The sequence below is a fragment of the Bacillus kalamii genome, from assembly GCF_047238185.1.
Classification (GTDB): Bacteria; Bacillota; Bacilli; order Bacillales; family DSM-1321; genus Bacillus_AD.
Map to the genome: position 1 here is coordinate 514,912 of NZ_JBDFMI010000001.1, position 26,832 is coordinate 541,743.

Annotated in this window: 23 protein-coding genes; 19 read left to right on the top strand and 4 right to left on the bottom strand. The window is 42.6% G+C overall.

All coding sequences use genetic code 11. The annotated features are described in order from the left end of the window. Nucleotides 1-8: 8 nt before the first annotated feature. The 3 genes from ABC357_RS02680 (at nt 9) to ABC357_RS02690 (ending at nt 2,529) form a co-directional block, all read left to right on the top strand. Nucleotides 9-692, top strand: a complete 684-nt coding sequence (locus ABC357_RS02680; protein WP_412886016.1) for a metal-dependent hydrolase — start codon at nt 9-11, stop codon at nt 690-692. Between the two features lie 208 nt (nt 693-900). After that, entirely contained in the window at nt 901-1,137 is a 237-nt protein-coding gene (locus tag ABC357_RS02685) for a hypothetical protein (protein ID WP_412886017.1), read from the top strand. 72 nt (nt 1,138-1,209) lie between these two features. Then, the gene (locus ABC357_RS02690) at nt 1,210-2,529 is read left to right on the top strand and encodes a DRTGG domain-containing protein (protein WP_412886018.1); all 1,320 of its coding nucleotides are present in this window, start codon (nt 1,210-1,212) and stop codon (nt 2,527-2,529) included. Nucleotides 2,530-2,594: 65 nt separating this feature from the next. Here the strand turns inward: ABC357_RS02690 and ABC357_RS02695 are convergent, their stop codons facing one another. Next, nucleotides 2,595-2,903 carry a YtpI family protein gene (locus tag ABC357_RS02695; RefSeq protein ID WP_412886019.1) on the bottom strand — a complete coding sequence of 103 codons (309 nt, stop codon included), beginning with the start codon at nt 2,901-2,903 and terminating at the stop codon, nt 2,595-2,597. A gap of 143 nt (nt 2,904-3,046) precedes the next feature. Between ABC357_RS02695 and ABC357_RS02700 the strand changes: the two genes are divergently transcribed. Then, complete coding sequence (locus ABC357_RS02700) at nt 3,047-3,991, top strand: DHH family phosphoesterase (RefSeq protein ID WP_412888557.1); 945 nt, start codon at nt 3,047-3,049, stop codon at nt 3,989-3,991. A gap of 47 nt (nt 3,992-4,038) precedes the next feature. On the opposite strand, the gene ytrI is transcribed toward ABC357_RS02700, so the two are convergent. Further along, on the bottom strand, nt 4,039-4,539 hold the full coding sequence (gene ytrI, locus ABC357_RS02705; protein ID WP_412886020.1) for a sporulation membrane protein YtrI: 501 nt from the start codon (nt 4,537-4,539) through the stop codon (nt 4,039-4,041). Continuing rightward, nucleotides 4,536-4,871 carry a sporulation membrane protein YtrH gene (gene ytrH, locus ABC357_RS02710; RefSeq protein WP_412886021.1) on the bottom strand — a complete coding sequence of 112 codons (336 nt, stop codon included), beginning with the start codon at nt 4,869-4,871 and terminating at the stop codon, nt 4,536-4,538. Before ytrH ends, ytrI begins: the two co-directional genes overlap by 4 nt. 207 nt (nt 4,872-5,078) lie before the next feature. On the opposite strand from ytrH, the gene dnaE reads away from it, so the two are divergent. The 8 genes from dnaE (at nt 5,079) to ABC357_RS02750 (ending at nt 16,093) form a co-directional block, all read left to right on the top strand. Next, nucleotides 5,079-8,417 carry a DNA polymerase III subunit alpha gene (gene dnaE, locus ABC357_RS02715; protein ID WP_412886022.1) on the top strand — a complete coding sequence of 1,113 codons (3,339 nt, stop codon included), beginning with the start codon at nt 5,079-5,081 and terminating at the stop codon, nt 8,415-8,417. Nucleotides 8,418-8,536: 119 nt separating this feature from the next. After that, nucleotides 8,537-9,769, top strand: a complete 1,233-nt coding sequence (ystJ, locus tag ABC357_RS02720; RefSeq protein ID WP_412886023.1) for an NADP-dependent malic enzyme — start codon at nt 8,537-8,539, stop codon at nt 9,767-9,769. An 11-nt stretch (nt 9,770-9,780) separates the two neighbouring features. Then, complete coding sequence (locus ABC357_RS02725; RefSeq protein WP_412886024.1) at nt 9,781-10,413, top strand: FadR/GntR family transcriptional regulator; 633 nt, start codon at nt 9,781-9,783, stop codon at nt 10,411-10,413. 96 nt (nt 10,414-10,509) lie between these two features. Beyond that, nucleotides 10,510-11,388, top strand: a complete 879-nt coding sequence (accD, locus tag ABC357_RS02730) for an acetyl-CoA carboxylase, carboxyltransferase subunit beta (RefSeq protein ID WP_412886025.1) — start codon at nt 10,510-10,512, stop codon at nt 11,386-11,388. Then, complete coding sequence (accA, locus tag ABC357_RS02735; protein WP_412886026.1) at nt 11,373-12,350, top strand: acetyl-CoA carboxylase carboxyl transferase subunit alpha; 978 nt, start codon at nt 11,373-11,375, stop codon at nt 12,348-12,350. Before accD ends, accA begins: the two co-directional genes overlap by 16 nt. Before the next feature lie 438 nt (nt 12,351-12,788). Continuing rightward, the gene (gene pfkA / locus ABC357_RS02740; protein ID WP_412886027.1) at nt 12,789-13,748 is read left to right on the top strand and encodes a 6-phosphofructokinase; all 960 of its coding nucleotides are present in this window, start codon (nt 12,789-12,791) and stop codon (nt 13,746-13,748) included. Between the two features lie 56 nt (nt 13,749-13,804). After that, nucleotides 13,805-15,565 carry a pyruvate kinase gene (pyk, locus tag ABC357_RS02745; RefSeq protein ID WP_412886028.1) on the top strand — a complete coding sequence of 587 codons (1,761 nt, stop codon included), beginning with the start codon at nt 13,805-13,807 and terminating at the stop codon, nt 15,563-15,565. Nucleotides 15,566-15,703: 138 nt separating this feature from the next. Beyond that, the gene (locus tag ABC357_RS02750) at nt 15,704-16,093 is read left to right on the top strand and encodes an FxsA family protein (RefSeq protein ID WP_412886029.1); all 390 of its coding nucleotides are present in this window, start codon (nt 15,704-15,706) and stop codon (nt 16,091-16,093) included. An 85-nt stretch (nt 16,094-16,178) separates the two neighbouring features. Here ABC357_RS02750 and ytvI read toward each other — a convergent pair whose 3' ends face one another. Next, nucleotides 16,179-17,294 (bottom strand): sporulation integral membrane protein YtvI, encoded by a 1,116-nt coding sequence (gene ytvI / locus ABC357_RS02755; protein WP_412886030.1) that lies wholly within the window; start codon nt 17,292-17,294, stop codon nt 16,179-16,181. Nucleotides 17,295-17,517: 223 nt separating this feature from the next. Here ytvI and ABC357_RS02760 point away from each other — a divergent pair, with 223 nt between their 5' ends. The 7 genes from ABC357_RS02760 (at nt 17,518) to pnpS (ending at nt 25,853) form a co-directional block, all read left to right on the top strand. Further along, on the top strand, nt 17,518-17,985 hold the full coding sequence (locus ABC357_RS02760; protein ID WP_412886031.1) for a DUF441 domain-containing protein: 468 nt from the start codon (nt 17,518-17,520) through the stop codon (nt 17,983-17,985). Nucleotides 17,986-18,832: 847 nt separating this feature from the next. Further along, entirely contained in the window at nt 18,833-19,948 is a 1,116-nt protein-coding gene (gene citZ / locus ABC357_RS02765; protein WP_412886032.1) for a citrate synthase, read from the top strand. Nucleotides 19,949-20,067: 119 nt separating this feature from the next. Beyond that, nucleotides 20,068-21,339 carry an NADP-dependent isocitrate dehydrogenase gene (gene icd / locus ABC357_RS02770; RefSeq protein WP_412886033.1) on the top strand — a complete coding sequence of 424 codons (1,272 nt, stop codon included), beginning with the start codon at nt 20,068-20,070 and terminating at the stop codon, nt 21,337-21,339. 206 nt (nt 21,340-21,545) lie between these two features. After that, nucleotides 21,546-22,478, top strand: coding sequence for a malate dehydrogenase (gene mdh / locus ABC357_RS02775; RefSeq protein ID WP_412886034.1), 933 nt, complete (start codon nt 21,546-21,548; stop codon nt 22,476-22,478). Between the two features lie 159 nt (nt 22,479-22,637). Next, nucleotides 22,638-23,114, top strand: coding sequence for a MaoC/PaaZ C-terminal domain-containing protein (locus ABC357_RS02780; RefSeq protein WP_412888558.1), 477 nt, complete (start codon nt 22,638-22,640; stop codon nt 23,112-23,114). A 256-nt stretch (nt 23,115-23,370) separates the two neighbouring features. Beyond that, entirely contained in the window at nt 23,371-24,087 is a 717-nt protein-coding gene (locus ABC357_RS02785; RefSeq protein WP_412886035.1) for a winged helix-turn-helix domain-containing protein, read from the top strand. Continuing rightward, entirely contained in the window at nt 24,084-25,853 is a 1,770-nt protein-coding gene (gene pnpS / locus ABC357_RS02790) for a two-component system histidine kinase PnpS (RefSeq protein ID WP_412886036.1), read from the top strand. Before ABC357_RS02785 ends, pnpS begins: the two co-directional genes overlap by 4 nt. Nucleotides 25,854-26,832 lie beyond the last annotated feature (979 nt).

The window sequence follows — 26,832 nt, forward strand, 5'->3', positions numbered from 1 at the left end:
ATTGGACCATGAACGTATCATTTCACGGACACTCAGTGGTAAAAATTGAAACAAATGGGAAAATGATCTTGATCGACCCGTATATTACGGGCAATGGACAGACTGATTTAAAGGTGGAGGATCTCAAGCCGGATGTGATTATTTTAACCCACGGACATGATGACCATGTCGGGGATACAGTTCAATTGGCAAAAAAACATGGCTCCCTCGTAGTGGGAATCGTCGAATTGCTAACGATGCTGGAGTGGCAAGGGGTTGAAAATACACATCCAATGAGCATTGGAGGATCGAAGGAATTTGATTTCGGCAATGTAAAGCTTACCCCTGCCTTCCATGGTTCCGGCTTTATTACAAAAGATAAGCAAATCGTTTATTGCGGACAGCCAGCGGGTGTATTGCTGACCATAGAAGGGCGCACTATCTATCACGCCGGCGATACGGCTTTGTACTCTGACATGAAGCTGATCGGTGAACGTCATCCAATTGACCTTGCCTTCGTGCCGATCGGAGATAATTTTACAATGGGTCCTGAAGATGCTGCCAAGGCAGTTGAATTCCTGGATCCGAAGGTAGCTGTGCCTATGCACTATAATACATTCCCTCCTATTCAACAGGACCCTGAGCGTTTTCTTTCTATGCTGCCAAAAGGCAAAGGGAGAATCCTCCACCCCGGGGAATCCATTCACTTTTAATAAGAGGGCAAGCACATGCTGGCAGGCATGTGCTTTTTGATGGGGTTTATAGGGCAGCGTTCATATTTCAAATATGGAATGCTGATTTGCGGGTGCTTATCTGCAGATGGCAAGCTCTCCCGTTGGACAAAGTGGGGCAAAATATTCTTCTTTATGTTCTTTCTGCATACACTGCTAATAGTGGAAGAATAGGAGAGGAAGGATAGGCATGAGAGAAAGATTGATTTTATGTTTATTGCTGATTATATGCATGCTGTATTATGCAGTGCCTCAAATGAAGAGTTATTCATCGCCCGAACAGCTCTGGTTTGCCGGAGCCTGGCTGATGCTGGCGCTATTTGCGGCAGCAGGCAATATGGCTGCGCTTTTGTATAAAGGCAAGTACAAAAAGCAGGCTAAGCCAGTGAAAACGTCTAAGAAAAGAAAAAGAAGCTACAATTATTAAGACGAGAATTGTATCTATATGCTCTTTACCCTTATAATGGAGGTAAACGGTTTTTGTAAAGGGTGAAGAGCTTTGGCTACAAAGCATGAACAAATATTAAAATATATAGATGAGCTCCCAATCGGTGAAAAAATATCTGTACGTCAAATCGCTAAAGAGTTGGGCGTAAGTGAGGGAACGGCCTATAGAGCGATTAAGGATGCAGAAAATAAAGGGTATGTCAGTACGATAGAGCGTGTCGGAACCATCCGCATCGAACGCAAAAAGAAAGAGAATATCGAGAAGCTGACATACGCTGAAGTGGTGAATATAGTGGATGGACAAGTGCTCGGCGGCAAGGCTGGGTTACATAAAACATTGAACAAGTTCGTCATCGGTGCTATGAAACTGGAAGCTATGATGCGTTATACAGGTGCAGGAAACCTCTTGATTATCGGTAACAGAACTAATGCACATGAGCTCGCCCTTCAGGCAGGCGCTGCTGTATTGATTACAGGTGGCTTTGATACGGACGATCATGTGAAAAAGATAGCAGACGAATTGCAGCTGCCTATTATCTCAAGCAGCTATGATACGTTTACTGTGGCAACTCTGATCAATAGAGCCATTTATGACCAGTTGATCAAAAAAGAAATTCTTCAGGTGGAAGATATTTTGACCCCGGTCAACGATACAGCCCATCTCCATTCAGGAGATACGGTCGGCCGTTGGTTTGAGCTCAACGAAGAAACAACCCACAGCAGATTTCCAGTGGTGGATGCAAACAATAAAGTAATCGGTGTGGTGACAGCGAAGGATATTATGGGATCTCCGCATGAAACCCCGATTGATAAAGTGATGACCAAGCATCCGATGACAGTGAACGGAAAGACAAGCGTTGCATCTTCAGCCCATACAATGGTTTGGGAAGGGATAGAAATGTTGCCGGTAGTGGACAACCATACGAATTTGCAAGGCATTATTAGCCGGCAGGATGTGCTGAAGGCGCTGCAAATGATCCAACGCCAGCCGCAAGTCGGAGAGACAATCGATGATGTCATAGCTTCCCAGCTCGTTTCTGTGAATGGAAAGAGCAAGGGGGAAGAAGTATACAGATGTGAAGTCACACCGCAGATGACCAATTATTTAGGGACCATTTCCTATGGTGTATTCACAACCATTGTAACGGAAGCGGCAAATAGGGTGCTTCGGACATTTAAAAGGGGAGACCTCGTTGTTGAGAATATGACCATTTATTTCATCAAGCCTGTACAAATAGACAGTCAGCTTGAAATTGTCCCTAAAGTACTGGAGGTCGGCCGTAAGTTTGGTAAGGTGGACATTGAAGTGTTCAATGAAGGCAAGCTGGTCGGCAAGACGATGATGATGTGCCAATTACTGGACCGCCATTAAGAATAAAATGGGGAAAAGAAAAGGATGCCAAGAGCATCCTTTTCTTGAAGTGATATGTGCAAAAGTTATCTTGTCTGTCTCAATTGGTCAGCTTCATCTGCTGCTAAGGGAAGAAAGAAACGGTAAGACTTAAAACCGCCCCAGAGGCTAAGCGCTCCCATCAAGATAAAGATGGCTGAAATAATATAAGTAAGCGCAGTTTGAAAAAGGAATAGTTGGTTTATGCCGAATAACAACACAAACAAACCCAGCGCCATCGATGATTTGGCGGATAGCCATTTGCGTTCCATCGGCTGTTTGGTCCGGAAAAATCTAATTTTATAGAAAAGGTAAAATCCGACCGAAAGGGTAATCAGTATGACAAAGACTGGCATAAAGGACCTCCGTTTTTAGTATTGTTGTACAGTTATTGTAACGGGAATATCCAGTAAATGCTATAATTATGGAAAAATTGAACAAAATAACAGAGCGTTTCCGTTGTTGTCCGGCGGGAATGGAAGGGATGGATAGTTGAATGATACAAGAAGAGATTCTTAATGCCATTAAAGAGTATAATACGATTATTTTACATAGGCATGTGCGCCCGGATCCCGATGCCTATGGGTCCCAATGCGGCCTAGCAGAGATACTGAAGGCATCCTTCCCCGGGAAAAATATCTATTGTGTAGGAGAGGAAGAGAGATCTCTTCACTTTCTGAAAAGACTGGATCAAATTGAAGAAGCTGTATACGAGGGAGCATTGGTCATTGTCTGCGATACAGCCAATCAGGAGCGTGTATGCGATCAAAGGTATATAAAGGGAACTAAAATCGTTAAAATCGACCATCATCCGAACGATGATGCGTACGGAGATCTTGTATGGGTCGATACGGAAGCCAGTTCAACGAGTGAATTGATTTATGAATTTTATTTGTATGGCAAAGACAAAGGTTTGAAGATGAACAATGAGGCGGCACGCCTTTTATATGCGGGGATAGTAGGTGATACAGGAAGATTCCTTTATCCAAGCACTACTGAAAAAACGTTTAAATATGCTGGTGATCTAATTGAATATTCATTTTCACGAACAGATCTTTACAATAGCCTCTACGATTTGGATGAAAATATTTTCCGTTTGAACGGCTATGTAATGGAGCATTTCGAAATTTATCCTTCTGGTGCAGGGAAAATGGTTTTAGATAAGGATATCCTGCAAAAATACGGGGCAAAAGCATCGGATGCATCGCTTTTAGTAAGCAATTTAGGAGCCGTAAAAGGCTTAAAGGCATGGGTGTTTTTCATAGAAGAGGATCAGGAAATCCGTGTCCGTTTCCGTTCAAAAGGGCCGATCATTAATACAATCGCCAAAAAATTCAATGGAGGCGGCCATCCGTTGGCTTCAGGGGCTAGCATATCTTCGTGGACAGAAGTGGACGCTGTCATGGCTGAAGTGGAAAAAGCATGCCTTTCCTATAAAGGATAACGGCCACAGGGAAAAGCTGCCTGCTATTGGGCAGCTTTTGTTCGATTTCACAGGCGTTTAACGAGTACTTCAATATGCAAGGTGGAATAAAACAACACTTCGGATACTGTGAAAGTATATGTCTTCTCATTCATGATAACATGCTTGTTTTCAATTGTTTTCTTGAGAAGATGCTTACTCTTGTAAACACTTTCGACATCCTTGGTCAATAAGGAACTGAGGTCTTTTTTTAACGCATCCTGGGCTTCCAGTGTCGATAATAAATCTAGGTGGAAGTCGCGGTAATTAGTGATCGTGACCTGTATTTCCTGGATGGTCATTTTTTTGACGGTTTCTTTATTCTGTGTTTTGGATTCCTTTTCCCAAATGTCCAATTTATTTTTCTGTTCGGCTATCTCTTGCTTCAAATCGATAATGGTGGAAATTTGCCGCTCCTGCATCGAACTGTACATGTAAAGGAATATTAGCCAGCTGATGATGCCGCCGATGGCTATCCCCGCAAAGAAACGCTGCCACATTTTATTGAAGTCGATCGAGGGAGACTTCATAAGGGCATATGCTCCTGTGTAAACCATTTGATGATAATCGCGCCCGTATTGGCTCCCGCCAAAGCAGCAAGTATCCATAGAATTTGTTTAATGATGTCCCGCGATTCCCCGTTGAAAATCCCCCTTTCAAATGTATAGAACGTATCGAACGTACCTCCAATTGCTGCTACAATCGCCCAAATGCGCAGACTCTCCGAAAAACGGAGGATGGCCGTCAAGGGCGGCTGATTGGTAAAAAAAGCAGCCATGCCCCCAATAAGCGAGCCTCCCAGCAGCACACCCAAAGCAATAAAAAAACTATTTAAAAAAGCAGGAAAAAATGCTTCATTCATAGAATCCCATCCTTTATTAAATAACAAAAGTATACGGCATAGACCAACAGAGTTACATATTCTTGGACATGCCGAACCTAATCCATGTATATGAGGAAAAAAGGCAATTAAGTCCTTTTCTCCAAAACAGAACATATTTTCTTTTTGCTGAAAAAGACTTTATACTAAAGGATAAGAAAAACTTTCGATAGAAAGGGAGGGGTTTATATGGATTTCGTTCATCTTCATGTGCAGTCTGCATACAGCTTGCTATCAAGCACTGTCAGGATTGAAGAATTGGTACAAGCCGCAAAAGATAATGGAATGGACTCCATTGCCCTGGCAGACAGGAACGTCATGTATGGAGCCATTCCTTTTTATAAGGAATGCCGCAAATCAGGCATCAAGCCAATTATCGGCCTTCTTGCCGATGTCCTCCACGAAGAGGAAGCTTATCCACTCTTGTTGTTGGCTCTAAATAATACAGGCTATAAACATTTATTGAAGATAAGTTCCGCTATCCAGACAAAATCCAAGGAAGGCATACCGCTTCGTTGGCTCAAAGGCTACAGCGAAGGCCTATACGCCATATCACCGGGGCTGGGCGGATATATTGAGGCTTGTTTAGATCATGAAAAGGAAGAAGAGGCAAGGAAAGGCGTGGAGCTGTGGAAGGAATTATTCGGCGCTGACTCTTTTTCTTTATCTATACAGCCAGAATCAGCGAGCCAGGAGAAAATCCTTCAATTGGCGGTGGAAACAGAGACAACCACTGTCGCCACAAGTCCGGTTTTATATTTGGAACGGGAGGACGCTCTGGCATATACGGCGATGCAAGCCTTGAAAAATGGAGATAAGCTGGCTGATATAACCGTAGAAGCTAATAAAGGACAACCTTTTTATTTTCGCAAGCGGGAAGAGATGGCTTCCCTTTTTCGGGATAACCCGGAGGCGTTAAGCCAAACCGTACGGATTGCGGAACAATGCCGCCTTGATATAGCTTTCCACCAAAATCTCCTGCCAAAATATCCTTCAGACCTTCCAGCGGATGAACTATTGGAGCAGCTATGCAAAGAAGGATTTAAGGAACGTTATTCAAATGCTCCTGAACAGTACTATAAGCGTCTCCAATACGAATTGAATGTCATCAAAAAGATGAAATATAGCGACTATTTCCTGATCGTTTGGGATTTTATGAAATTTGCCCGCAAGCAAAAAATTATAACAGGGCCGGGCCGTGGCTCTGCCGCTGGATCGCTCGTGTCCTATGTTCTTCGCATTACAGATGTCGATCCAATGAAATATAACCTATTGTTTGAGCGGTTCTTGAATCCAGAGAGGGTGACCATGCCTGATATTGATATAGACTTTTCGGATGTCCGGAGGGATGAAGTCATTGCCTACGTCGCTAAAAAGTATGGTGAATTGCATGTTGCCCAAATTATCACATTCGGGACATTTGCTGCTAAAGCGGCTTTGAGGGATACGGGCAGAGTGTTTGGGTTGAATAACAAAGAGTTGGAGCAGCTGTCAAAAATGGTTTCTGGCAGGGTCGGTATGACACTTTCTGAAGCACTCCGGGAATCGCAGGCTTTAAGGGGATATATGGAAGAAGACGGCATGAACCGTACATTGGTCCAGACAGCTTTGAAACTAGAAGGGCTGCCCCGGCATACATCCACTCATGCTGCGGGCGTAGTGATTAGTGCCTTTCCCCTTATAGACAGTATTGCTATACAGGATGGCCATGATGGAATCCATTTGACGCAATGTACCATGGATCAACTCGAAGAACTGGGCTTATTGAAAATGGACTTCCTTGGATTGCGAAACCTAACTCTGATGGAACGGGTATTGAACGCCATCCAGCTAAAAACAGGCAAAAAAATAGATATAAAACAATTTCCGGAAAATGATGAACAAACATTAAGAATGCTTGGCCAAGGCGATACGACAGGCATATTCCAGTTTGAATCAGAAGGCATGAAAAGTGTCCTTAAACGGCTGAAGCCTGAACGTTTCACTGACTTGGTCGCCGTCAATGCGCTCTATCGCCCCGGTCCGATGGATAATATTCCTTCCTATATCAGAAGGAAGCATGGCGAGGAACCGATTGACTATTTACATCCTGATTTGGAGCCAATCCTAAAAGACACCTATGGCATAATCGTTTACCAGGAGCAAATCATGCAAATTGCTTCTCAATTTGCCGGGTTTTCACTTGGAGAGGCAGACCTTCTAAGGAGAGCAGTTTCCAAAAAAAAGGCGGAAACATTGGAGCAGCAAAGGCGGGCGTTCGTACAGGGCAGTGTCCGGCAAGGGTATCCGGAAGATGTGGCTGACCGTATCTATAACCATATCGTCAAATTCGCCAATTATGGTTTTCCGTTGGCGCATGCCACTGCTTATAGCTTGATTGCCTACCAGCTTGCCTATTTAAAAGCGCACTTTCCTTCTTTCTTCATGGCGGCACTGATGAGCAGTGTAATCGGTAATGACTCTAAGATTGCTCTGTATGCCCGTGAATTAAGAAGAATGGAGATCTCCTTGCTGCCGCCTTCGATTAATAGCGGGTATTATCCCTTCCAGGCAACAGATGAAGGCATTATTTACAGCCTTGCAGCGATTAAGGGCGTCGGAGGAAATACGGTAAAGGAAATTGTCCAAGTAAGAAAAGAAGGTCGTTTTGCAGACTTGTTTGATTTCTGCATGAGGATGCCGCCCCATCTACTGAACCGAAAATTGCTGGAGGCATTTGTCCATTCAGGAGCCTTTGATGAATGGGGCGTGGACCGTGCTGTTTTGCTCGCGAGCCTTGATGTAGCCCTTGACCACGCAGAGCTTGTATCAAGCGATGATGGAAGCTTTGATTTTTTCAAGGAAACCGGCTTCGACCTGAAGCCTAAATATATTGAAGTAGAGCCGATTCCTTTGGAAACAAAGCTTGAATTTGAAAAAGAGGTGTTAGGATTCTATATTTCCGATCATCCTTTGGCATCCTATAAACCGCTTTACCGCCATTTTGGCGCACTCCCGCTATTCGCTGCGATGGAAACAAGAGATACAAAGCATGCTGTAGCAGCATACCTGGCGGATGAAAGGACGATACGGACTAAGAAAGGGGAGGCGATGGCATTTGCTACACTGGCGGATGAAAGCGATGAACTGGAAGCAGTCGCGTTTCCCGCAGTTTATAAAAAGCACTCCCTTCATTTTAAAAAAGGGATGATCGGATTGTTTCTGGGTGTTGTAGAAATGAGAAATGGGAAATCTCAATTTGTCATCCAAGACTTGATTCCAGTTGAGGAGCTAAAGGCTTTGAAAAAGGAAGAATCAAAGATCATGTACATCCGGATAGAGGATTCCAAGGATCATCAATCGATGTTGGCCAAAATAAACCGCATCCTCAAAAAATATCCAGGCAAGACCCGAGTCGTTCTCCACCAGTCAAAAGAAAAGCGGACCATTCAGCTTCCTATGTGGGATTGGGTGCAAATTACACAGGCTTTGACCGAGGATTTAAGGAAAGAATTAGGCGAAAAAAATGTCATTGTGAAAGATGTTTGAGTTTTACATCCTTTTTAATTATGTTATAGTGAAATATATTGCAATGTGGTCTGACCACTGCAAGCTGCACTAATATTTGTTTGTTTTCCTTTTTTTAATTTGATAAGGAGTGGAAATTCATGACACTTAGAGATGAAGCTTTACATATGCATCGCATTCATAAAGGAAAGTTAGAAACAGTATCAAAAGTAGAAGTCAAAAATGCACAGGATTTAAGTTTAGCTTATTCTCCGGGAGTCGCTGAACCTTGCAAAGATATTTACGACAAACCTGAACTTGTATATGAATATACGATGAAGGGGAACACTGTAGCAGTCGTTTCTGATGGCACTGCTGTGCTTGGCCTAGGCAATATTGGCCCTGAAGCTGCAATGCCTGTTATGGAAGGTAAGGCAGTGCTTTTTAAAAGCTTTGCCGGTGTTGATGCATTCCCTCTTTGCCTAAATACAACAGATGTAGACCAAATTGTCCAAACGGTTAAGTACCTCGAACCGACTTTTGGCGGTGTGAACCTTGAAGATATCGCCGCACCTAATTGTTTTGTCATTGAAGAACGCCTCAAGAAGGAAACAAACATCCCTGTATTCCATGACGATCAGCACGGCACGGCTATCGTAACAGTAGCCGGGCTTGTGAACGCGCTAAAATTGGCGGGCAAGTCGATGTCAGAGATCAAAGTCGTGGCCAATGGAGCCGGAGCTGCGGGAATAGCCATTATTAAACTATTATTCACGTACGGGGTGCGTGAAGTGATCATGTGTGACAGCAAAGGAGCCATTTTTGAAGGCCGTACATACGGCATGAATACAGTTAAGGATAAAATTGCTGAAGTGACTAACCGTGATAAGATCGAAGGAAGCTTAAGCGATGTGATTAAAGGGGCAGATGTATTCATCGGTGTTTCTGTTGCAGGAGGCCTTACGAAGGAACATGTAGAATCGATGAATGAAAACCCGATCATTTTTGCCATGGCAAACCCTACACCGGAAATAATGCCGGCTGAGGCTAAAGAAGCGGGTGCTTTGGTTGTCGGTACAGGCCGCTCGGACTTTCCAAACCAAGTAAACAATGTCTTGGCTTTCCCGGGGATTTTTAGAGGCGCGTTGGATGTCAGAGCCACACATATAAACGAAAAAATGAAAATGGCTGCGGTCGAAGCAATCGCAGGCTTGATTAAACCTGAAGAATTAAATGCGGATTATGTTATCCCTGGGCCATTTGATCCAAGAGTGGCACCGGAAGTAGCTGCTGCAGTTGCCAGAGCTGCTATGGAAACAGGTGTTGCAAGAATTAAAGTAGATCCAGAAGAAGTGAAAGCAAAAACAAAAGAGCTGGCAATCATCGGAAAGTAGTGAAGGTTGAATTGGAAAAAAAGGATCATAAGTCTTCAAAGGTATATTTGGATATTGTTGAAAAATTGAAAAATATGATAGAAGAAGATGGTCTCCTGCCAGGAGATAAAATTCCTTCTGAACGAGAATTATCAGAACGCCTTCAGGCTGGCCGTTCCTCAGTCAGGGAAGCTTTGCGCGCATTGGAGCTTTTGGGCCTAATTGAGACTCGGCGGGGCGAAGGCACCTTTATAAATGATTTTCAGCAACATAAGCTTGTCGAAATACTTGGAGGTTTCTTTTTACAGGATCCGAAAATAAAAGACAAATTAACACAAACAAAGCATCTATTAGAAATGGACTGCCTCAGGCTGGCCGTAAAGGATGTGCCAAAAGAAAAATGGGATGAAATGATTCAATGGGCCGAGGAGTCGGTTTTCACTGACCATGATTTCTTTAAAAAAATGGCGTTTCTCCACAATAATTCGTTAATGGCGCGTATCTGGACTGCTGTTGCCAGTTATGAAAGCTTAGTATCATCTATAGATCCAATAGATAATAAACAACCTTATTTAACATTATTGGCTCATGTACAAAAACAACAGGAACAAGAAATGCTTCAGACATATGTAGAATTAATACGAAAAAAGTCGAATGTCTATTGACATATTTTTACAACATCTTAGAGGTAACTGTTGTAAAGTAGTGGACATGCAGAGCAAGTGCATGCAAGAAGTTACATGGAAAAAGGGGGATTCCTCTTGCTGAAAGAGTTATTTTCAAAACCTAAAAAGAAAAAGTACGCTACCATTCCTTCTGAAAGGAACAAACATGATGTTCCAGAGGGGATAATGACTAAATGTCCAGAATGCAAAAAAATTATGTATACAAAAGAATTGGTTAAAAATGAAAAAGTGTGCACACATTGCGGCTATCATCATCGCATGTCGGCTGCGGAAAGATTCAACTGCACACTTGACGAAGGTTCTTTTGAAGAACACTTTGCAGATATGATCTCTTCCAATCCATTGCAATTTCCGGGATATGAAGAAAAAGTGCAAAGCGATATGAAAAAAACGAATCTGAACGAAGCAGTTGTGACCGGAACTGGCACTATATCAGGCCATGAAGTAGTAATGGCTGTTATGGATGCCAATTTCCGGATGGGAAGTATGGGTTCTGTAGTAGGAGAAAAAATTACTCGGGCTGTTGAATTGGCCCATGAACGGGGAATTCCCTTTGTCATCTTCACGGCTTCTGGCGGTGCGAGAATGCAGGAGGGAATCTTGAGCCTTATGCAGATGGCCAAGACAAGCATCGCATTGAAACATTTCAGCGATGATGGCGGATTGTTCATTTCGGTCATGACAAATCCGACAACAGGCGGAGTGTCGGCAAGTTTTGCTTCATTAGGCGATTACAATTTGGCAGAGCCGCGTGCTTTAATCGGTTTTGCCGGAAGAAGTGTCATCGAATCAACCATCAGGGAAGAGCTGCCTGAAGATTTCCAGACGTCGGAATTTTTAATGAAGCATGGACAGCTCGATGCCGTCATTTCACGTTTGGAAATGAAGGAAAAATTAGCGACAATTCTTAAAATACATCAAAAGGGTGGTGAAAACACATGGTTGGAGAACTAGAGTTTGAGCGCCCGGTCATTGAGCTGCGGGAAAAGATTGAAGAGCTGAAAAAGATTACTGAAGAAGCGGATGTAGATCTTTCTGAAGAAATCAAAAAGCTTGAAAATCGCCTGACCAAGCTTGAAAATGACGTGTATGATAATATGAAGCCATGGGATCGAGTGCAGGTTGCCCGCCATCCGGGACGCCCGACAACCCTCGACTATATCTCTCATTTGTTCAGCGATTTTATCGAGTGCCATGGAGACCGTGTCTTTGGCGAGGATGAAGCCATCGTTGGAGGAATTGCAACGTACAGAGGCTTGCCGATAACGATTATTGGCCATCAGCGCGGCAAAGATACAAAAGAAAATATTCGCCGCAATTTTGGTATGCCCCATCCTGAAGGATACCGGAAAGCCTTACGGTTAATGAAGCAGGCTGAAAAGTTCCATCGACCTATTGTCTGCTTCATCGATACAAAAGGTGCCTATCCAGGGATGGCTGCAGAACAAAGGGGCCAAAGTGAAGCCATTGCCCGCAATCTGTTCGAAATGGCCGGTTTAAAAGTGCCTGTCATTTCTATTGTGATCGGAGAAGGCGGAAGTGGAGGCGCGTTGGCTTTAGGAGTTGCCGACCGTATTTATATGCTTGAGAATTCTACGTATTCGGTCATTTCTCCTGAAGGTGCAGCGACCATTTTGTGGAAAGACGCCAGCCTCTCGAAAAAAGCGGCGGAAAGCATGCGCATTACGGCACCGGACCTGGAGGATTTGGGAGTTGTAGACGCTCTAATCCCTGAAGTGAAAGGCGGCGCCCATAAGGATGCAAAGAAACAAGCTGAATATATGGATACCGTTCTTTATCCTGCATTAAAAGAGCTTTTTACCAAGAATGCCGAGACTCTTATAAATGAACGGTATGATAAATTTAAAGCAATTGGGAAATACGAGTTTTCAAAATCGTTAACAGAGGTAAAATAAATGGTGTGGCCTTTGGGCTGCACTTTTTTACATTTGCCTTATCTGTCGGAAAAGTCGGGGAATTCGGTCTGTTCTTCTAAAAATGAATATTTTTTTAAAATGTTATAGATTTTTCACCATGTAAACGCATTCTATCTATAATTAATGTTACTTCCTTCACAAACGGACTTTACGAATATGGAAAACTCCTTTAGAATGTATAGGCAGTAAGAGAATTAACACCTTCTGTACATACATTACATACGAAATGTTTTCGGAAAGAATTCAAAAGTACATTCATAAAAATGCATGTAATGACAAAGGATATTCATTAAGAAGTAGTTTGATGAGAATGAGGAACATGAACTATCTTGGGAATAATTCATTTTTACATAGAAGAACAATGCGTTGATATGTTTTCGGTTTATTCCCAGAAAGAATAATTTAGAGGTGAATCACGTGAAAAGAATAGGTGTATTAACAAGTGGTGGAGATGCTCCAGGCATGAATGCTGCGGTACGTGCAGTCGTACGTAAGGCTATTTATCATGATCTTGAGGTTTTTGGCATTTACCAAGGCTATCAAGGGCTTATGAATGGCAATATTAAGAAATTGGAATTAGGCTCTGTCGGCGATATTATCCAACGCGGAGGCACTACTCTATTTTCTGCAAGATGTCCAGAATTCAAAACAAAAGAGGGGCAGCTTCTTGGAATCGAGCAATTAAAGAAACATGGCATTGACGGTTTGGTCGTCATCGGAGGCGACGGTTCTTACATGGGGGCAAAAGCTCTTACTGAACATGGTTTCCCTTGTATCGGCGTACCTGGAACAATTGATAATGATATACCTGGCACTGAATTCACAATCGGATTCGATACGGCTTTAAATACAGTAATCGATGCGATTGATAAAATCCGTGATACAGCAACTTCCCATGAAAGAACATATGTAATTGAAGTGATGGGAAGAAATGCAGGGGACATCGCTCTATGGGCTGGCCTTGCTGGCGGTGCTGAAACCATTATTATTCCAGAAGAGAATTTTGACATCAATGATATTGTGGGCAAGCTGAAAAGAGGACATGAACGCGGCAAGAAACACAGTATTATTGTTGTAGCTGAAGGCGTTGGCAGCGCAAGCGATATCTCAAAGAAAATTGAAGAGATGACATCGTTCGAAACTCGTGTAACGGTCCTTGGACATGTCCAACGCGGAGGATCGCCAACTGCTGTTGACCGTGTACTTGCAAGCCGTCTGGGGGCAAAAGCGGTTGAGCTTCTTCTGGAAGGAAAAGGCGGCCGTGCAGTTGGCATCGAAAAAAATCAGCTAGTTGATTACGATATCATTGAAGCTCTTGGCAGACCTCATACGATCGATATGAGCATGTACAAGTTATCAGAAGAACTTTCTATTTAAATAAAAGTAGCTTACTTAGCAACATTCTTATTACTAAAAGGAGGCTATTTAGCCAAATGCGTAAAACAAAAATTGTATGTACCATCGGACCTGCAAGTGAATCTTTAGAAAAATTAACAAGCCTGATTGAAGCTGGAATGAATGTATGCCGTCTTAACTTCTCTCACGGAAGCCACGAAGAGCATGCTGCCCGCATCAAGACAATTCGTGAAGCAGTTGAAAAAACTGGTAAACAAGTAGCCATTCTTCTTGATACAAAAGGGCCTGAAATCCGTACAAATGATATGGAAAACGGCGCTGTAGAATTGAAAACAGGCAACAACATCATTATTTCAACTACAGAAGTATTAGGTAATGCAGATAAATTCTCTATTACGTATGCTGAATTGATCAATGACGTTGCAATCGGTTCAAAAATTCTTCTTGATGACGGATTGGTGGGCCTTGAGGTCACTAAAATTGACAAAGAAAATGGAGAAATCCATACTCGCATCCTGAATGATGGAACGCTAAAGAATAAAAAAGGCGTAAACGTTCCGGGCGTGTCTGTAAACCTTCCAGGAATCACAGAAAAAGATACTCAAGATATCCTATTCGGTATCGAACAAGGAGTGGACTTTGTAGCTGCATCTTTCGTGCGCCGAGCTTCTGACGTATTAGAAATCCGCGAACTTCTTGACAACAACAATGGCCGCCATATCAACATCATCCCTAAAATCGAAAACCAAGAGGGTGTGGATAACATCGATGATATCCTTGCCGTTTCTGAAGGTTTAATGGTTGCGCGTGGAGACCTTGGCGTGGAAATCCCGGCTGAAGAAGTACCATTGGTGCAAAAACAATTGATCAAGAAGTGCAATGCACTTGGCAAGCCAGTTATCACTGCTACTCAAATGCTAGATTCTATGCAGCGCAACCCGCGTCCGACACGTGCGGAAGCTTCTGACGTAGCGAATGCTATCTTCGATGGAACAGATGCAATCATGCTTTCTGGCGAAACGGCTGCCGGATCTTATCCAGTAGAAGCTGTGCAAACCATGCATAACATTGCTACACGCACTGAAACAGCTTTAAACCATAAAGAATTAATTTCAAAACGCAGCAAAGACAGTGAACATAATATCACTGATGCAATTGGACAGTCTGTAGCGCATACTACTTTGAACTTGAATGCCAATGCGATTATCACTCCTACTGAAAGCGGCCATACGGCTCGCATGATTTCTAAATACAAGCCGGAGGCTCCGATCATCGCTATCTCTTCAAACGATTTCGTGGCTCGCCGCCTGTGCCTTGTTTGGGGCGTTCAACCAATCGTAGGACCTAAAACAAACTCTACAGATGAAATGCTGGACAACGCGATTACACAAAGCTTGAATTCTGGCCTAGTTTCATACGGAGACCTTGTTGTCATCACTGCTGGTGTACCTGTTGGCGAAACAGGCACAACAAACATGATGAAAATCCAATCACTTGGTAAAACCATTCTTAAAGCCCAAGGAATCGGCCGCAAAAAAGCTGCTGGTAAAGTTGTCATTGCCAAGAATGCAGCTGAAGCAAACTCAAAAGTGCAATCAGGCGACGTGCTTGTAACAATCGGTTCAGACAAAGAAATGATGCCTGCTATCGAAAAATGCGGTGCGTTGATCACTGTAGAGGGCGGATTGACAAGCCATGCAGCAGTTGTGGGCGTTAATCTTGGAATCCCTGTAATTGTCGGTGCAGACAATGCTATGACAACTCTTACAGAAGGCCAAGTAGTTACAGTTGATGCACAACGCGGCATTATCAATGATGGAAAAGCAAACTTGCTGTAAGCACTATAATTGAAAAGAGGCCCCCGGGCCTCTTTTTATCATTTCCGGGAAAAAAACTGAGAAAATGAGGTAGAAGGAATTATTTGTTTTTGCATAGAAAGAGGCCAAGCATTGTATAATGTAGGCAGGAGGTGCAGGATGTTACGTATCCTATTATTGTTATTCGTTGTATTGCCTGCCTGTGAAATTGGATTAATGATATATTCAGGCAGAATGCTCGGGCTGTTGCCGACTGTATTGCTGATCATAGCGACAGGGATAGGCGGTGCATATTTGGCCAAATACCAGGGGCTTGTTACCTTTCAGAAGGTTCAGCAACAAATGAATCAGGGAATGATGCCGGGTGAGGAACTTATAGACGGTATAAGCATTCTTGCGGGCGGAATTTTTTTAGTTCTTCCTGGGTTCATTACGGATGTCATAGGCCTTTTGCTATTGCTGCCTCCAACACGGGCTTTGATCAAACCGGTGATTAAGAAGATGTTCCGCAAAAAGATGAATCGGACAAACATTACGATTATCCAGTAATGATGTAAATAATAGCACGAAGAAAAGGCATACTGATGTCGCGTAGATAAAAGCGAAGCATCATGCATGCCTTTTTTTATTGGCACTATTCTTCGTGGCCGCGTATATAAGCCCATAATGTATGGAACACGGAGCTTTTGTTCAAGGTTTGGATGATGACCAGTGAAACCGGCCCGACAATCAGCCCTATAAATCCGAACAATTGAAACCCGACGAAGAGAGCTACCAATGTAGCAAGAGGGTCGAGTCCGATATTCGCTGAAAGGACTTTCGGTTCCATTATTTGCCTTTGGATAAGAATAATACTATACAGAATGCCAAGACCTATAGCCAGTCCCACATGGCCTGTGATGGACTGGTAAAGGATCCAAGGAATAAAGACTGCCCCGCTTCCAATGTAAGGCAGCAGATCGACAAGGCCAGTGACTAGGGCGATCGTAATAGCATAGTCGACACGAAGGATAAGAAGACCGATAAGTACAATAAGCGTGGTCATTGATATAAGTGTTAATTGGGCTTTTAAATAACCGAATAATGCCTTTTTTAAATCGGCAAAAATAGGTTCAAGTTGAGAAATCAAGGCACTTGGCATTATGGCTTTAGCGTAACTTTGCAGCTTGTCCCAGTCATTGCTGATAAAAAATGTGGCCAGTACTGAAAACACAAGCCCAGTAGCAGCAGTAGGAAACCAGCCAAGAACTGCCGGTATCTTGTGGAAAAAATTTTTTATGAAGGTCCCTATACTGGAAGCAAGAGTGGTTCCCGCATTCTTTATATTTTCAAGAATAGTTTCTTGTTGGCCTGTGTCAAGGTGATTAAATAAAGCGGCAATCGTATTGTAAACAGGCATAATTTTATGCTCAAATAGATTTTCGCTGAAAGTTATAAGGGTAGTAAGCTGTTTGGGCACATTGTCACCAAGATACGTTGCGCCTGAAATGATCTCGGCGATTAATAAGGTGATAATGCCTGCAAACACAAGGACAATACTTAATAAAGCAACAATGATGGCTAAAGCCCTTGGAAGCCGAAGAACACTTTGTAAATAGTGGACAAAAGGGTTTATTAGGAAAGCCAATGCAAATCCTATTATAAATGGGTATGTTATGCCAGCTGTGTAATATAGCGATATGCCGCCTAGTATAAATGCGCTAATGACGATAATGATCCGTATAAACCGATAAATATGAACGGGGTTCACAGGAGAACCTCCTTTTCCTTATAAGCGGGATAAGGGTATGAGTGAGGAGAGCCAACGTAGCATATCCGCGTCTAATACAACCTATGCAAGCGTATAGTAAAAAAGACAAAGACATTGCAAAAAATAGAAATGCCTTTATGGGGATTCCCGGGTATAATGTAGAGGGCGGTTAGCCAAAATCAACAATTTAGGGCATCATAAGATAAGTCAAGAAGAGAAAAGGATGAGTAAGTTGACATCACCATATGTGTTTTTAGTATTATTACTGGCGATTGCAATTATTGCTAAAAATAATTCCTTGATCATTGCGATAGGATTTTTGTTAATAATTAAGATCATTGGCTTGGGGGATAAAGTTTTTCCGTTTCTCCAAAGCAAAGGGATCAATTTAGGTGTCACCGTTATCACCATTGCTGTCCTCGTGCCGATAGCGACTGGTGCGATTGGTTTTAAGGATTTAGGGGAGGCGGTCAAATCTCCCTTAGCTTGGATTGCTCTTGCTTCGGGGATTGTAGTGGCTATGTTGGCCAAGAATGGAGTTACCCTTCTTGCGGCAGATCCGCATATTACCACAGCGCTGGTTTTTGGCACGATTCTGGCTGTAGCTGTCTTTAAGGGAGTTGCAGTCGGTCCGCTTATCGGCGCGGGCATTGCATTTGTCGCTATGAGAATATTTCAGTTCTTTCAATGATATTCAGCTTAAGAACGCCAGCATCCATTCACTTTCATAGTGCAATGGATGCTTTTTTATATGTGGAAGGAATAGGGGATTGCTGGTGAAGCCCCAAGCTCAGTAAGGCCGGCAAGGCTTATTGAAGGGAATCCTTTCTCTGGGTGCCGGCTTGTTTTCTTTCAATATTTGTGCCATGTTTTCAAGAAGTTCCTATCCATTCTAGCCATATAAGCATTAATCTTTCCATTAAAGGGAAGAAAAAATATAAAGATAGAATACCTTTGTTATAGTACAATCTTAATTTAATGTTTTTTATAATAAATACGATTATCGTTTGATTTATGCTAGGCACATTTGTTGCTTGAAAACGCTTATTGTTATAACCTGTTTGTAGTGCTGTGATTATATTTTCAATAAATGTAAATTTTAGAAAGTTTATTCAATAGTTATATAATTATAATTTTTAGCAAGATGTGAGTTTTTCTGGAAAAACATTAATTTTTTTCAAAATAAGTGCTTTTCATTTTCAAAATGACAATAATTGTTTATAATGTTAAATGGAAGCGTCATCTTTTGTACTATTAATAATTTTTCAAATATTAATTCTTGTTGGCGATCTAACGAACTTTTCAGGGAGTGAATCTAGATTCGCTCGGGATATGCGCGTTTACATATGCGAAGCATAGGGAAAATCCGCAAAAAGGGCTTGTTGATTCAATAAGAGCAGTATGATGTTGGGATGGCTTTCACATCAGGGGGCATACTCCTGCCATTTTCATACGAATTGGCCTAGTTCTTATCCATGGCTGGCCCATTAATAAACACTAATGGATAAAGGGGAATAATTGAAAAGGAGAGATTCTGTATGACAGTAACAAGAGGTCTCGAAGGGATTGTCGCAACAACTTCATCAATCAGTTCAATCATTGATGATACGTTAACTTATGCAGGCTATAATATTGATGATTTGGCTGTGAATGCATCATTCGAGGAAGTCATTTATTTATTATGGCACCGCAGATTACCAAATGAAGTAGAATTAAAGGATTTAACAATGCAATTGGCAAGCAATATGGAATTGCCAAAAGAAGTAATAGAGCATTTTAATCTTTATGATATTAAGAATGTCCATCCAATGGGTGCACTTCGCACGGCTGTATCACTATTAGGCTTGTTCGATGAAGACTCTGAAGTGATGACTGATGAAGCAAACTACCAAAAGGCAATCCGCTTGCAAGCGAAGATTCCTTCAATCGTGACAGCTTTTTCTAGAATCAGAAAAGGACTGAAACCAGTCGCTCCGAAGAAAGATTTAAGTTTCGCAGCTAATTTCCTTTATATGTTAAATGATAAAGTTCCTACAGACCTGGAAGAAGAAGCTTTCAATAAAGCCCTTGTTCTGCATGCGGATCATGAGTTGAATGCATCTACATTCACGGCACGCGTATGTGTAGCCACTCTATCAGATGTTTATTCCGGAGTAACTGCAGCTATCGGCGCGTTGAAAGGCCCGCTTCACGGGGGAGCCAACGAAGCTGTTATGAAAATGCTGACAGACATCGGTTCTGTGGATAAAGTAGAATCTTATATTAATAATAAATTAGATAACAAAGAAAAAATCATGGGCTTTGGACACCGTGTTTACCGCAATGGAGATCCGCGGGCCAAGCATTTAAAAGAAATGTCCAAGAGGCTGACCACATTAACTGGCCAATCCAAATACTATGATATGTCAGTCAAAATTGAAGAGCTTGTGACTTCTAAGAAGCCGCTTCCTCCAAACGTAGACTTCTATTCTGCTTCTGTTTACCATAGCCTTGGAATCGATCATGATATATTTACGCCAATCTTTGCTGTAAGCCGTACATCCGGTTGGTTGGCGCACATTCTTGAACAATATGATAACAATAGACTGATCAGACCTCGTGCCGAATATACAGGCCCAGGCATGCAAACGTATGTGCCTATCGAGGAAAGATAAAGGTTTTATTTTCACAAAATAGATAAAATATAGTAGATTAACAATTATAAGAGAAAAGCGGAGGTTAGAAGCCAATTTAAAGGCTGCTAACCTTTGATAATGATTTTGGAGGGATTCGCATGAGTCAGGGAGAAAAAATCGTAGTACAAAACGGAGAGTTAAAAGTACCAAACAATCCAGTTATTCCTTTCATTGAAGGAGACGGCATTGGTCCTGATATTTGGGCGGCTGCTTCACGCGTATTGGATGCAGCTGTTGAAAAAGCCTATAACGGCGAAAAGAAAATCGAGTGGAAAGAAGTATATGCAGGGGAAAAAGCATTCAATAAGACAGGCGAATGGCTTCCGAAAGAAACGCTTGATTTAATCAAGGAGTATTTCATCGCCATTAAAGGGCCGCTGACTACTCCTGTCGGCGGTGGAATCCGTTCTCTTAACGTAGCATTGAGACAAGAGCTTGATTTATTCGTTTGCTTGCGTCCTGTACGTTATTTCGAAGGCGTTCCTTCACCTGTAAAACGCCCTGAAGATACAGATATGGTCATTTTCCGTGAAAACACAGAAGACATTTATGCGGGAATTGAATATGAGGAAGGCAGCGAAGCAGTTAAAAAGCTATTGAACTTCCTTCAAAATGAAATGGGAGTCAACAAAATCCGCTTCCCTGAAACATCAGGATTGGGAATCAAGCCTGTTTCCAAAGAAGGTACTGAACGCCTTGTACGCGCAGCTCTTAACTATGCTATTAAAGAAGGCCGTAAATCATTGACGCTTGTCCATAAAGGGAACATCATGAAGTTCACTGAAGGGGCATTCAAAAACTGGGGCTATGCACTTGCTGAAAGAGAGTTTGGGGAACAGGTATTCACTTGGAACCAATATGATAGAATCAAAGAAGAAAAAGGCGCTGAAGCAGCCAACAAAGCACAGGCTGATGCGGAAGCTGCAGGAAAAATCATCGTAAAAGATTCAATTGCTGATATCTTCCTTCAACAAATTCTGACTCGTCCAAAAGAGTTTGACGTTGTGGCTACAATGAACTTGAACGGCGACTACATTTCAGATGCCCTTGCAGCGCAAGTCGGCGGAATCGGAATCGCTCCAGGAGCTAATATCAACTACGAAACAGGACACGCTATTTTTGAAGCGACTCACGGAACAGCTCCTAAATACGCTGGAATGGATAAAGTAAATCCATCATCTGTTTTGTTATCAGGCGTATTGATGCTTGAACACCTAGGTTGGAATGAAGCAGCCAAAATGATCATTACATCAGTTGAAGAAACAATCGCCAGCAAGGTAGTAACATATGACTTCGCTCGCTTAATGGATGGAGCAACTGAAGTGAAATGTTCTGAATTCGCGGATGAATTGATTAAGAACCTAAAATAATGTAGTGTGATAATTTAATAACTCTGTTAAAAAAGAGATTGACCGCAAAGCTTAACGACATCGATTGGCAGTGTACCGTGTTGTTAAGTAATCTGGGGGTATAGACGACCATTTTATCAGCATAGGATGGAAGCTATACTGCTTTAGATGAGCGGCCAATCTCTTTTTATATTATTTTTTACGGACGAAGGGGAGGAATCGGTTAGATGGGACGCAAGAAAGTATCCGTGATAGGCGGAGGGTTTACAGGGGCAACTACTGCTTTTCTATTGGCTCAAAAAGAGTTATCCGATGTCGTATTGGTTGATATTCCACAAATGTCGGACCCGACAAAGGGCAAAGCATTGGATATGGCTGAAGCAGGGCCGGTACAAGGATTCGATGCTAAAATCATTGGCACATCCGATTATGTTGATACTAAGGATTCTGATATCGTCATCATCACAGCGGGAATAGCCCGCAAACCGGGAATGAGCAGAGACGATTTGGTGCAAACCAACCAGAAGGTAATGAAGTCTGTGACAAAGGAAATCGTTGCACACTCCCCAAACTGCACAATTATTGTGTTGACGAATCCAGTTGATGCGATGACCTATACAGTTTATAAAGAATCGGGTTTCCCAAAACACCGTGTCATCGGTCAATCAGGTGTTTTGGATACGGCTAGATTCCGTACATTTATTGCAGAAGAACTGCAAATGTCAGTGAAAGACATCACCGGCTTTGTTTTGGGGGGGCACGGCGACGATATGGTTCCTTTAGTCAGGTATTCATATGCTGGCGGCATTCCATTAGAAACGCTTATTCCAGCGGAACGATTAGAAGCGATTGTCGACCGTACTCGGACAGGCGGTGCGGAAATTGTTAACTTGCTCGGAAATGGCAGTGCTTATTATGCTCCTGCCGCTTCCCTTGTTGAAATGGCTGAAGCGATTCTCAAGGACCAAAGACGCGTTCTGCCGGCTATTGCTTTCTTGGAAGGCGAATATGGAATGAATGGCATTTATCTGGGTGTCCCGACCATTTTGGGAGCTGGAGGGATTGAAAAAATCATTGAGCTTGATTTGACTGAGCAAGAGAAAAAAGCATTGGACAAATCTGCTGAATCGGTAAAAAATGTAATGTCAGTTCTGTCGTAAGATAATAACTCAAAATAGAACGGCCTAAAAATTCGGGAATCAATTCCCGGATTTTTTTCAACACTTCAAGAATTGGATATGGTTTCTATGGGAGTGTTATAGTAAGTATAAACTAAGAATGTTGGACAATGATGTAATGAGAAAGGTGGCAGACCCATGATGATGTTAGGGAAAAAAAGAAAGATTGGCCGAAAAATAGACGAAATATCCCCAGGCGAAAAATTGACACTGACAGAAAAAATAGAAGACAAAGAGCTGCTTTTATACCTCGGGCTTTCCGGAGATGCAAATCCCCTTTATATCCAACATGATTATGCATCCTTGACCTCCTACAAAAAACCGGTAGTTCCCAGTTTGATGCTCAATGGAATTGTCACTGCAGCGATCGCTAAATATCTTCCCGGCCCGGGCAGCTATATAAAGTCCATGCAATTTGATTACCCTCAACCTGTATACCATTATGAAACCATCCAATTTTTATTTGAGGTAGATCAGGTTGACCAAACTGCGGCAGAAGTGATAATTAACATACAAGGCATGAATGAAGAAGGCAAATGTGTTCTGGATGGCCGGGTTGCTGTGAAACCTCCTGAAACCATCATCAATACGGATGGATCTGCATTAGACAATTTTTAATCTATTTTCCTAGTGTACAGATGAAAAAGAAAAGAAGAAGAGGCGCTTCAGTGTCTCTTCTTTTTTTAACATGGATGAAAACGTTATCATTAAAATTGTTGCATGATTATTGTTGTCGAATGGAAATAATTCAATTAACATTAGGCTTGAGAAAGCTTTTTCTTGCTTTACATATTTTAGATATACATGTAGTGCTTGGTGATATTTGGAGGGGTCCTTATATTAGCGGGGGCAAATACATGTACAGGAGGCAGTTATGGGAAAGAAGGTTCTTGTAGTAGATGATGAGCAGTCAATACTAACGTTGCTGCAATATAATTTAGAGCAGTCTGGTTTTCAAGTTATTACTGCAATGGATGGAGAAGAAGCGATCGAGAAAGCAATGTCGGAACAGCCAAATCTACTTATTCTGGATTTAATGCTTCCCAAGTTAGATGGAATAGAAGTATGTAAATTATTGAGGCAGCGGAAAATGAGTGTACCTATACTGATGTTAACGGCCAAGGATGATGAGTTGGATAAAATCCTAGGTCTTGAACTTGGTGCAGATGATTATATGACCAAGCCATTCAGTCCGCGAGAAGTCATCGCGCGAGTGAAGGCCATTTTAAGAAGATCAATTATACAGCAGGAATCTAAGGATGCTACTGATGAAGATGGAGAGTCGATCCGAATAGCGGAGCTGATGATTTATCCGGAAAAATATGAAACGTACTTCCGCAATCAAAAACTGGAACTGACACCGAAAGAATTTGAACTATTAGTATATTTGGCGAAGAATAAAGGGCGCGTCCATACGAGGGACCAATTATTGAGCGCCGTTTGGAATTATGATTTTGCAGGGGATACGCGCATCGTAGATGTCCATATTAGCCATCTTCGCGAAAAAATTGAGAATGATACACGTAAGCCTAGATATATAAAAACAATCCGAGGATTGGGATACAAATTTGAGGAGCCGAAAGAAGGATGATCAAATTCCGTTCCAAACTTCTGTTTGCCATTCTTTCTCTCATAGCGGTAAGTATTATCGGCATTGGGCTGCTCTTGGTCCAATTATTCGGATCCTATGATAGAGAAGAATTTATTTCAAGTGAACAGAAACAAGCAAAAAAGATTGCTTCCTTTATTGAAAAACAGGGCGGCATACAGTCTGTAACCTCCGGCCAACCTGTCATGCGCGGTTTGGGATTGCTTGACGATGGCTTGACTATTTTGACAGCGGAAGGGGAGGTCGTTTATCAGGCAAATAAGCCTGATAAAGTAACGGAAGCCAACCATCGCCGCTATTTGTCCATGGTTGTTAAAGGAAATCAGGAAGATTTCATAGAAATGGACGGAGGATTTCCCATTTTTTATTTTGGCAAGAAAATCATGGCGGAGGATGGGAAAGCTGCAGGATATGCGGTTATCACTGCCGAGAGGAAAGATATACGCCAGCTGAATGGGACATCTTGGCTTATTTTAACTGGAGCGCTTGTTTTTTGCATGTTCCTCCTCTCGTTGATCATTATCAAATTATCAAATCGGTTTACGATGCCTATTGAAGCGGCTACCAATACCGCCATTGAACTGGCTAAGGGGAATTACAGGGCGAGAACGTATGAAAACCCTACAGATGAGATGAAGATGCTCAGTACATCCATTAATATCCTTGCCCGCAATCTGCAGGAGATGGAAACATCCAGAGAGATGCAGCAGGATCGCCTTTCTACATTGATTGAGAACATCGGAAGCGGTGTTTTATTGATTGACAGTAAAGGTTATATCACCCTCATGAACAAGACCTACAAGCATTTATTTAACGTATCTCCGTCTGTATTCCTTTATCGTTTATACTATGAAGCTTTGCAATATGAAGAAGTCATTCTGATGATAGAAGAAATATTTATGACAGAGAAAAGTGTAAAAAAACAGATGATGCTCTCTTTGAAGATTGAAAGAAAGCATTTTGAAGTGTACGGTGCTCCGATTATAGGAGTAAATGATGAATGGAAGGGAATTGTTCTTGTTTTCCATGACATTTCCGAATTGAAAAAGCTTGAGCAGATGAGGCAGGATTTTGTAGCGAATGTATCCCATGAATTGAGAACACCTATCACATCGATTAAAGGGTTTTCTGAAACCTTGCTTGATGGAGATCTCAAGGACCAGCAAACGTTGCGCGCTTTCCTGACAATTATCCTGAATGAAAGCGACCGGCTGCAGATGCTGATTCAAGAGCTGCTTGAGCTTTCTAAAATCGAGAAATCGGAATTTGCTTTAGCTATGTCTAAAATTGATTTAGCATCCCTCGTGAGGGACACAGGAGAAATGTTTAAAAGGAAAGCAGAAAAGAAGCAAATTTCCTTCACTGTCGAGAATAAAGGACCAGTTATAATAGAAGCAGATTCCTCCCGCCTGAAACAGGTGTTGATCAATCTGATCAGCAATGCGTTTAACTATACGCAAGAAGGAGGAAATGTGTGGGTAAGGATTAAAGAAGATGACAATTATGCCTATCTGGAAGTAGAAGATACGGGAATTGGGATCGACGAAAAAGAAATACCCCGCATATTTGAGCGGTTCTATCGGGTAGACCGTGCGCGAAGCCGCAATTCCGGCGGCACCGGCCTTGGTTTAGCAATCGTAAAGCATCTTGTCGAAGCGCATAAGGGACTCTTGGAAGTGAACAGCATCCCTGGGGAGGGAACTACTTTTATAGTGAGGCTTAGAAAAAATAGAAGGAAGTATAAGTAACCGTCTTTCAGGAAATTTACAAGACCTTTACATTCTGTTTAATTCCCCTTTACAACAAGCCTTTATACTTATGGAAGAAGGACCCCTTCATCCAAGGAGCTAAAGAAAAGGCAAGGACATGACCCCGTCCTTGCCTTTTCGCGTGCGTTTTCCGCTTTTGTCTCATCCAGCTGTAAGCGCCATCCCCTCGAGGTCTTAAGCCGTGCCTCTGTCAAAGGCGAAGGGCGGCCTTTGTCAGTGCCCCGTCTTAAGCTTGTCGGGGATAAACGGCGCTTTCCGCTTTTGTCTCATCCAGTTGCAGGGACCAGCCACTAGTGAACTTCCCCCTCATCTTCTACGATAAGTCAACATCGAATCGCTGCGCTCTCGTGTATCCTATATCTCAAGAGTGAGGGGTCCAGTTCATACGTGGCTAAACGGTCCCTTCCTCTTTTGTTCTCATCCAGCTGCAAGCGCCATCCCCTCGAGGTCTTAAGCCGTGCCACTGTCAAAGGCGAAGGGCGGCCTTTGTCAGTGCCCCGTCATAAGCTTGTCGGGGATAAACGGCGCTTTCCGCTTTTGTCTCATCCAGCTGCAGGGACCAGCCACTAGTGAACTTCCCCCTCATCTTCTACGATAAGTCAACATCGAATCGCTGCGCTCTTCGTGTATCCTATATCTCAAGAGTGAGCGGTCCAGTTCATACGTGGCTAAACGGTCCCTTCCGCTTTTGTTCTCATCCAGCTGCAAGCGCCATCCCCTCGAGGTCTTAAGCCGTGCCTCTGTCAAAGGCGAAGGGCGGCCTTTGTCAGTGCCCCGCCTTAAGCTTGTCGGGGATAAACGGCGCTTTCCGCTTTTGTCTCATCCAGTTGCAGGGACCAGCCACTAGTGAACTTCCCCCTCATCTTCTACGATAAGTCAACATCGAATCGCTGCGCTCTTCGTGTATCCTATATCTCAAGAGTGAGCGGTCCAGTTCATACGTGGCTAAACGGTCCCT

Excerpts from the sequence above, each read along its gene's own strand:
- ystJ (WP_412886023.1), top strand. The coding sequence starts at position 8,537 with ATGACACTTAGAGATGAAGCTTTACATATGCATCGCATTCATAAAGGA.
- ytrI (WP_412886020.1), bottom strand. The coding sequence starts at position 4,539 with ATGAAGTCTCCCTCGATCGACTTCAATAAAATGTGGCAGCGTTTCTTT.
- icd (WP_412886033.1), top strand. The coding sequence starts at position 20,068 with ATGAGTCAGGGAGAAAAAATCGTAGTACAAAACGGAGAGTTAAAAGTA.
- pyk (WP_412886028.1), top strand. The coding sequence starts at position 13,805 with ATGCGTAAAACAAAAATTGTATGTACCATCGGACCTGCAAGTGAATCT.
- ABC357_RS02760 (WP_412886031.1), top strand. The coding sequence starts at position 17,518 with ATGAGTAAGTTGACATCACCATATGTGTTTTTAGTATTATTACTGGCG.
- pnpS (WP_412886036.1), top strand. The coding sequence starts at position 24,084 with ATGATCAAATTCCGTTCCAAACTTCTGTTTGCCATTCTTTCTCTCATA.
- ABC357_RS02685 (WP_412886017.1), top strand. The coding sequence starts at position 901 with ATGAGAGAAAGATTGATTTTATGTTTATTGCTGATTATATGCATGCTG.
- mdh (WP_412886034.1), top strand. The coding sequence starts at position 21,546 with ATGGGACGCAAGAAAGTATCCGTGATAGGCGGAGGGTTTACAGGGGCA.
- ytrH (WP_412886021.1), bottom strand. The coding sequence starts at position 4,871 with ATGAATGAAGCATTTTTTCCTGCTTTTTTAAATAGTTTTTTTATTGCT.
- ABC357_RS02785 (WP_412886035.1), top strand. The coding sequence starts at position 23,371 with ATGGGAAAGAAGGTTCTTGTAGTAGATGATGAGCAGTCAATACTAACG.
- ABC357_RS02780 (WP_412888558.1), top strand. The coding sequence starts at position 22,638 with ATGATGTTAGGGAAAAAAAGAAAGATTGGCCGAAAAATAGACGAAATA.
- citZ (WP_412886032.1), top strand. The coding sequence starts at position 18,833 with ATGACAGTAACAAGAGGTCTCGAAGGGATTGTCGCAACAACTTCATCA.
- accA (WP_412886026.1), top strand. The coding sequence starts at position 11,373 with ATGGTTGGAGAACTAGAGTTTGAGCGCCCGGTCATTGAGCTGCGGGAA.
- ABC357_RS02680 (WP_412886016.1), top strand. The coding sequence starts at position 9 with ATGAACGTATCATTTCACGGACACTCAGTGGTAAAAATTGAAACAAAT.
- ABC357_RS02695 (WP_412886019.1), bottom strand. The coding sequence starts at position 2,903 with ATGCCAGTCTTTGTCATACTGATTACCCTTTCGGTCGGATTTTACCTT.
- dnaE (WP_412886022.1), top strand. The coding sequence starts at position 5,079 with ATGGATTTCGTTCATCTTCATGTGCAGTCTGCATACAGCTTGCTATCA.
- ABC357_RS02750 (WP_412886029.1), top strand. The coding sequence starts at position 15,704 with ATGTTACGTATCCTATTATTGTTATTCGTTGTATTGCCTGCCTGTGAA.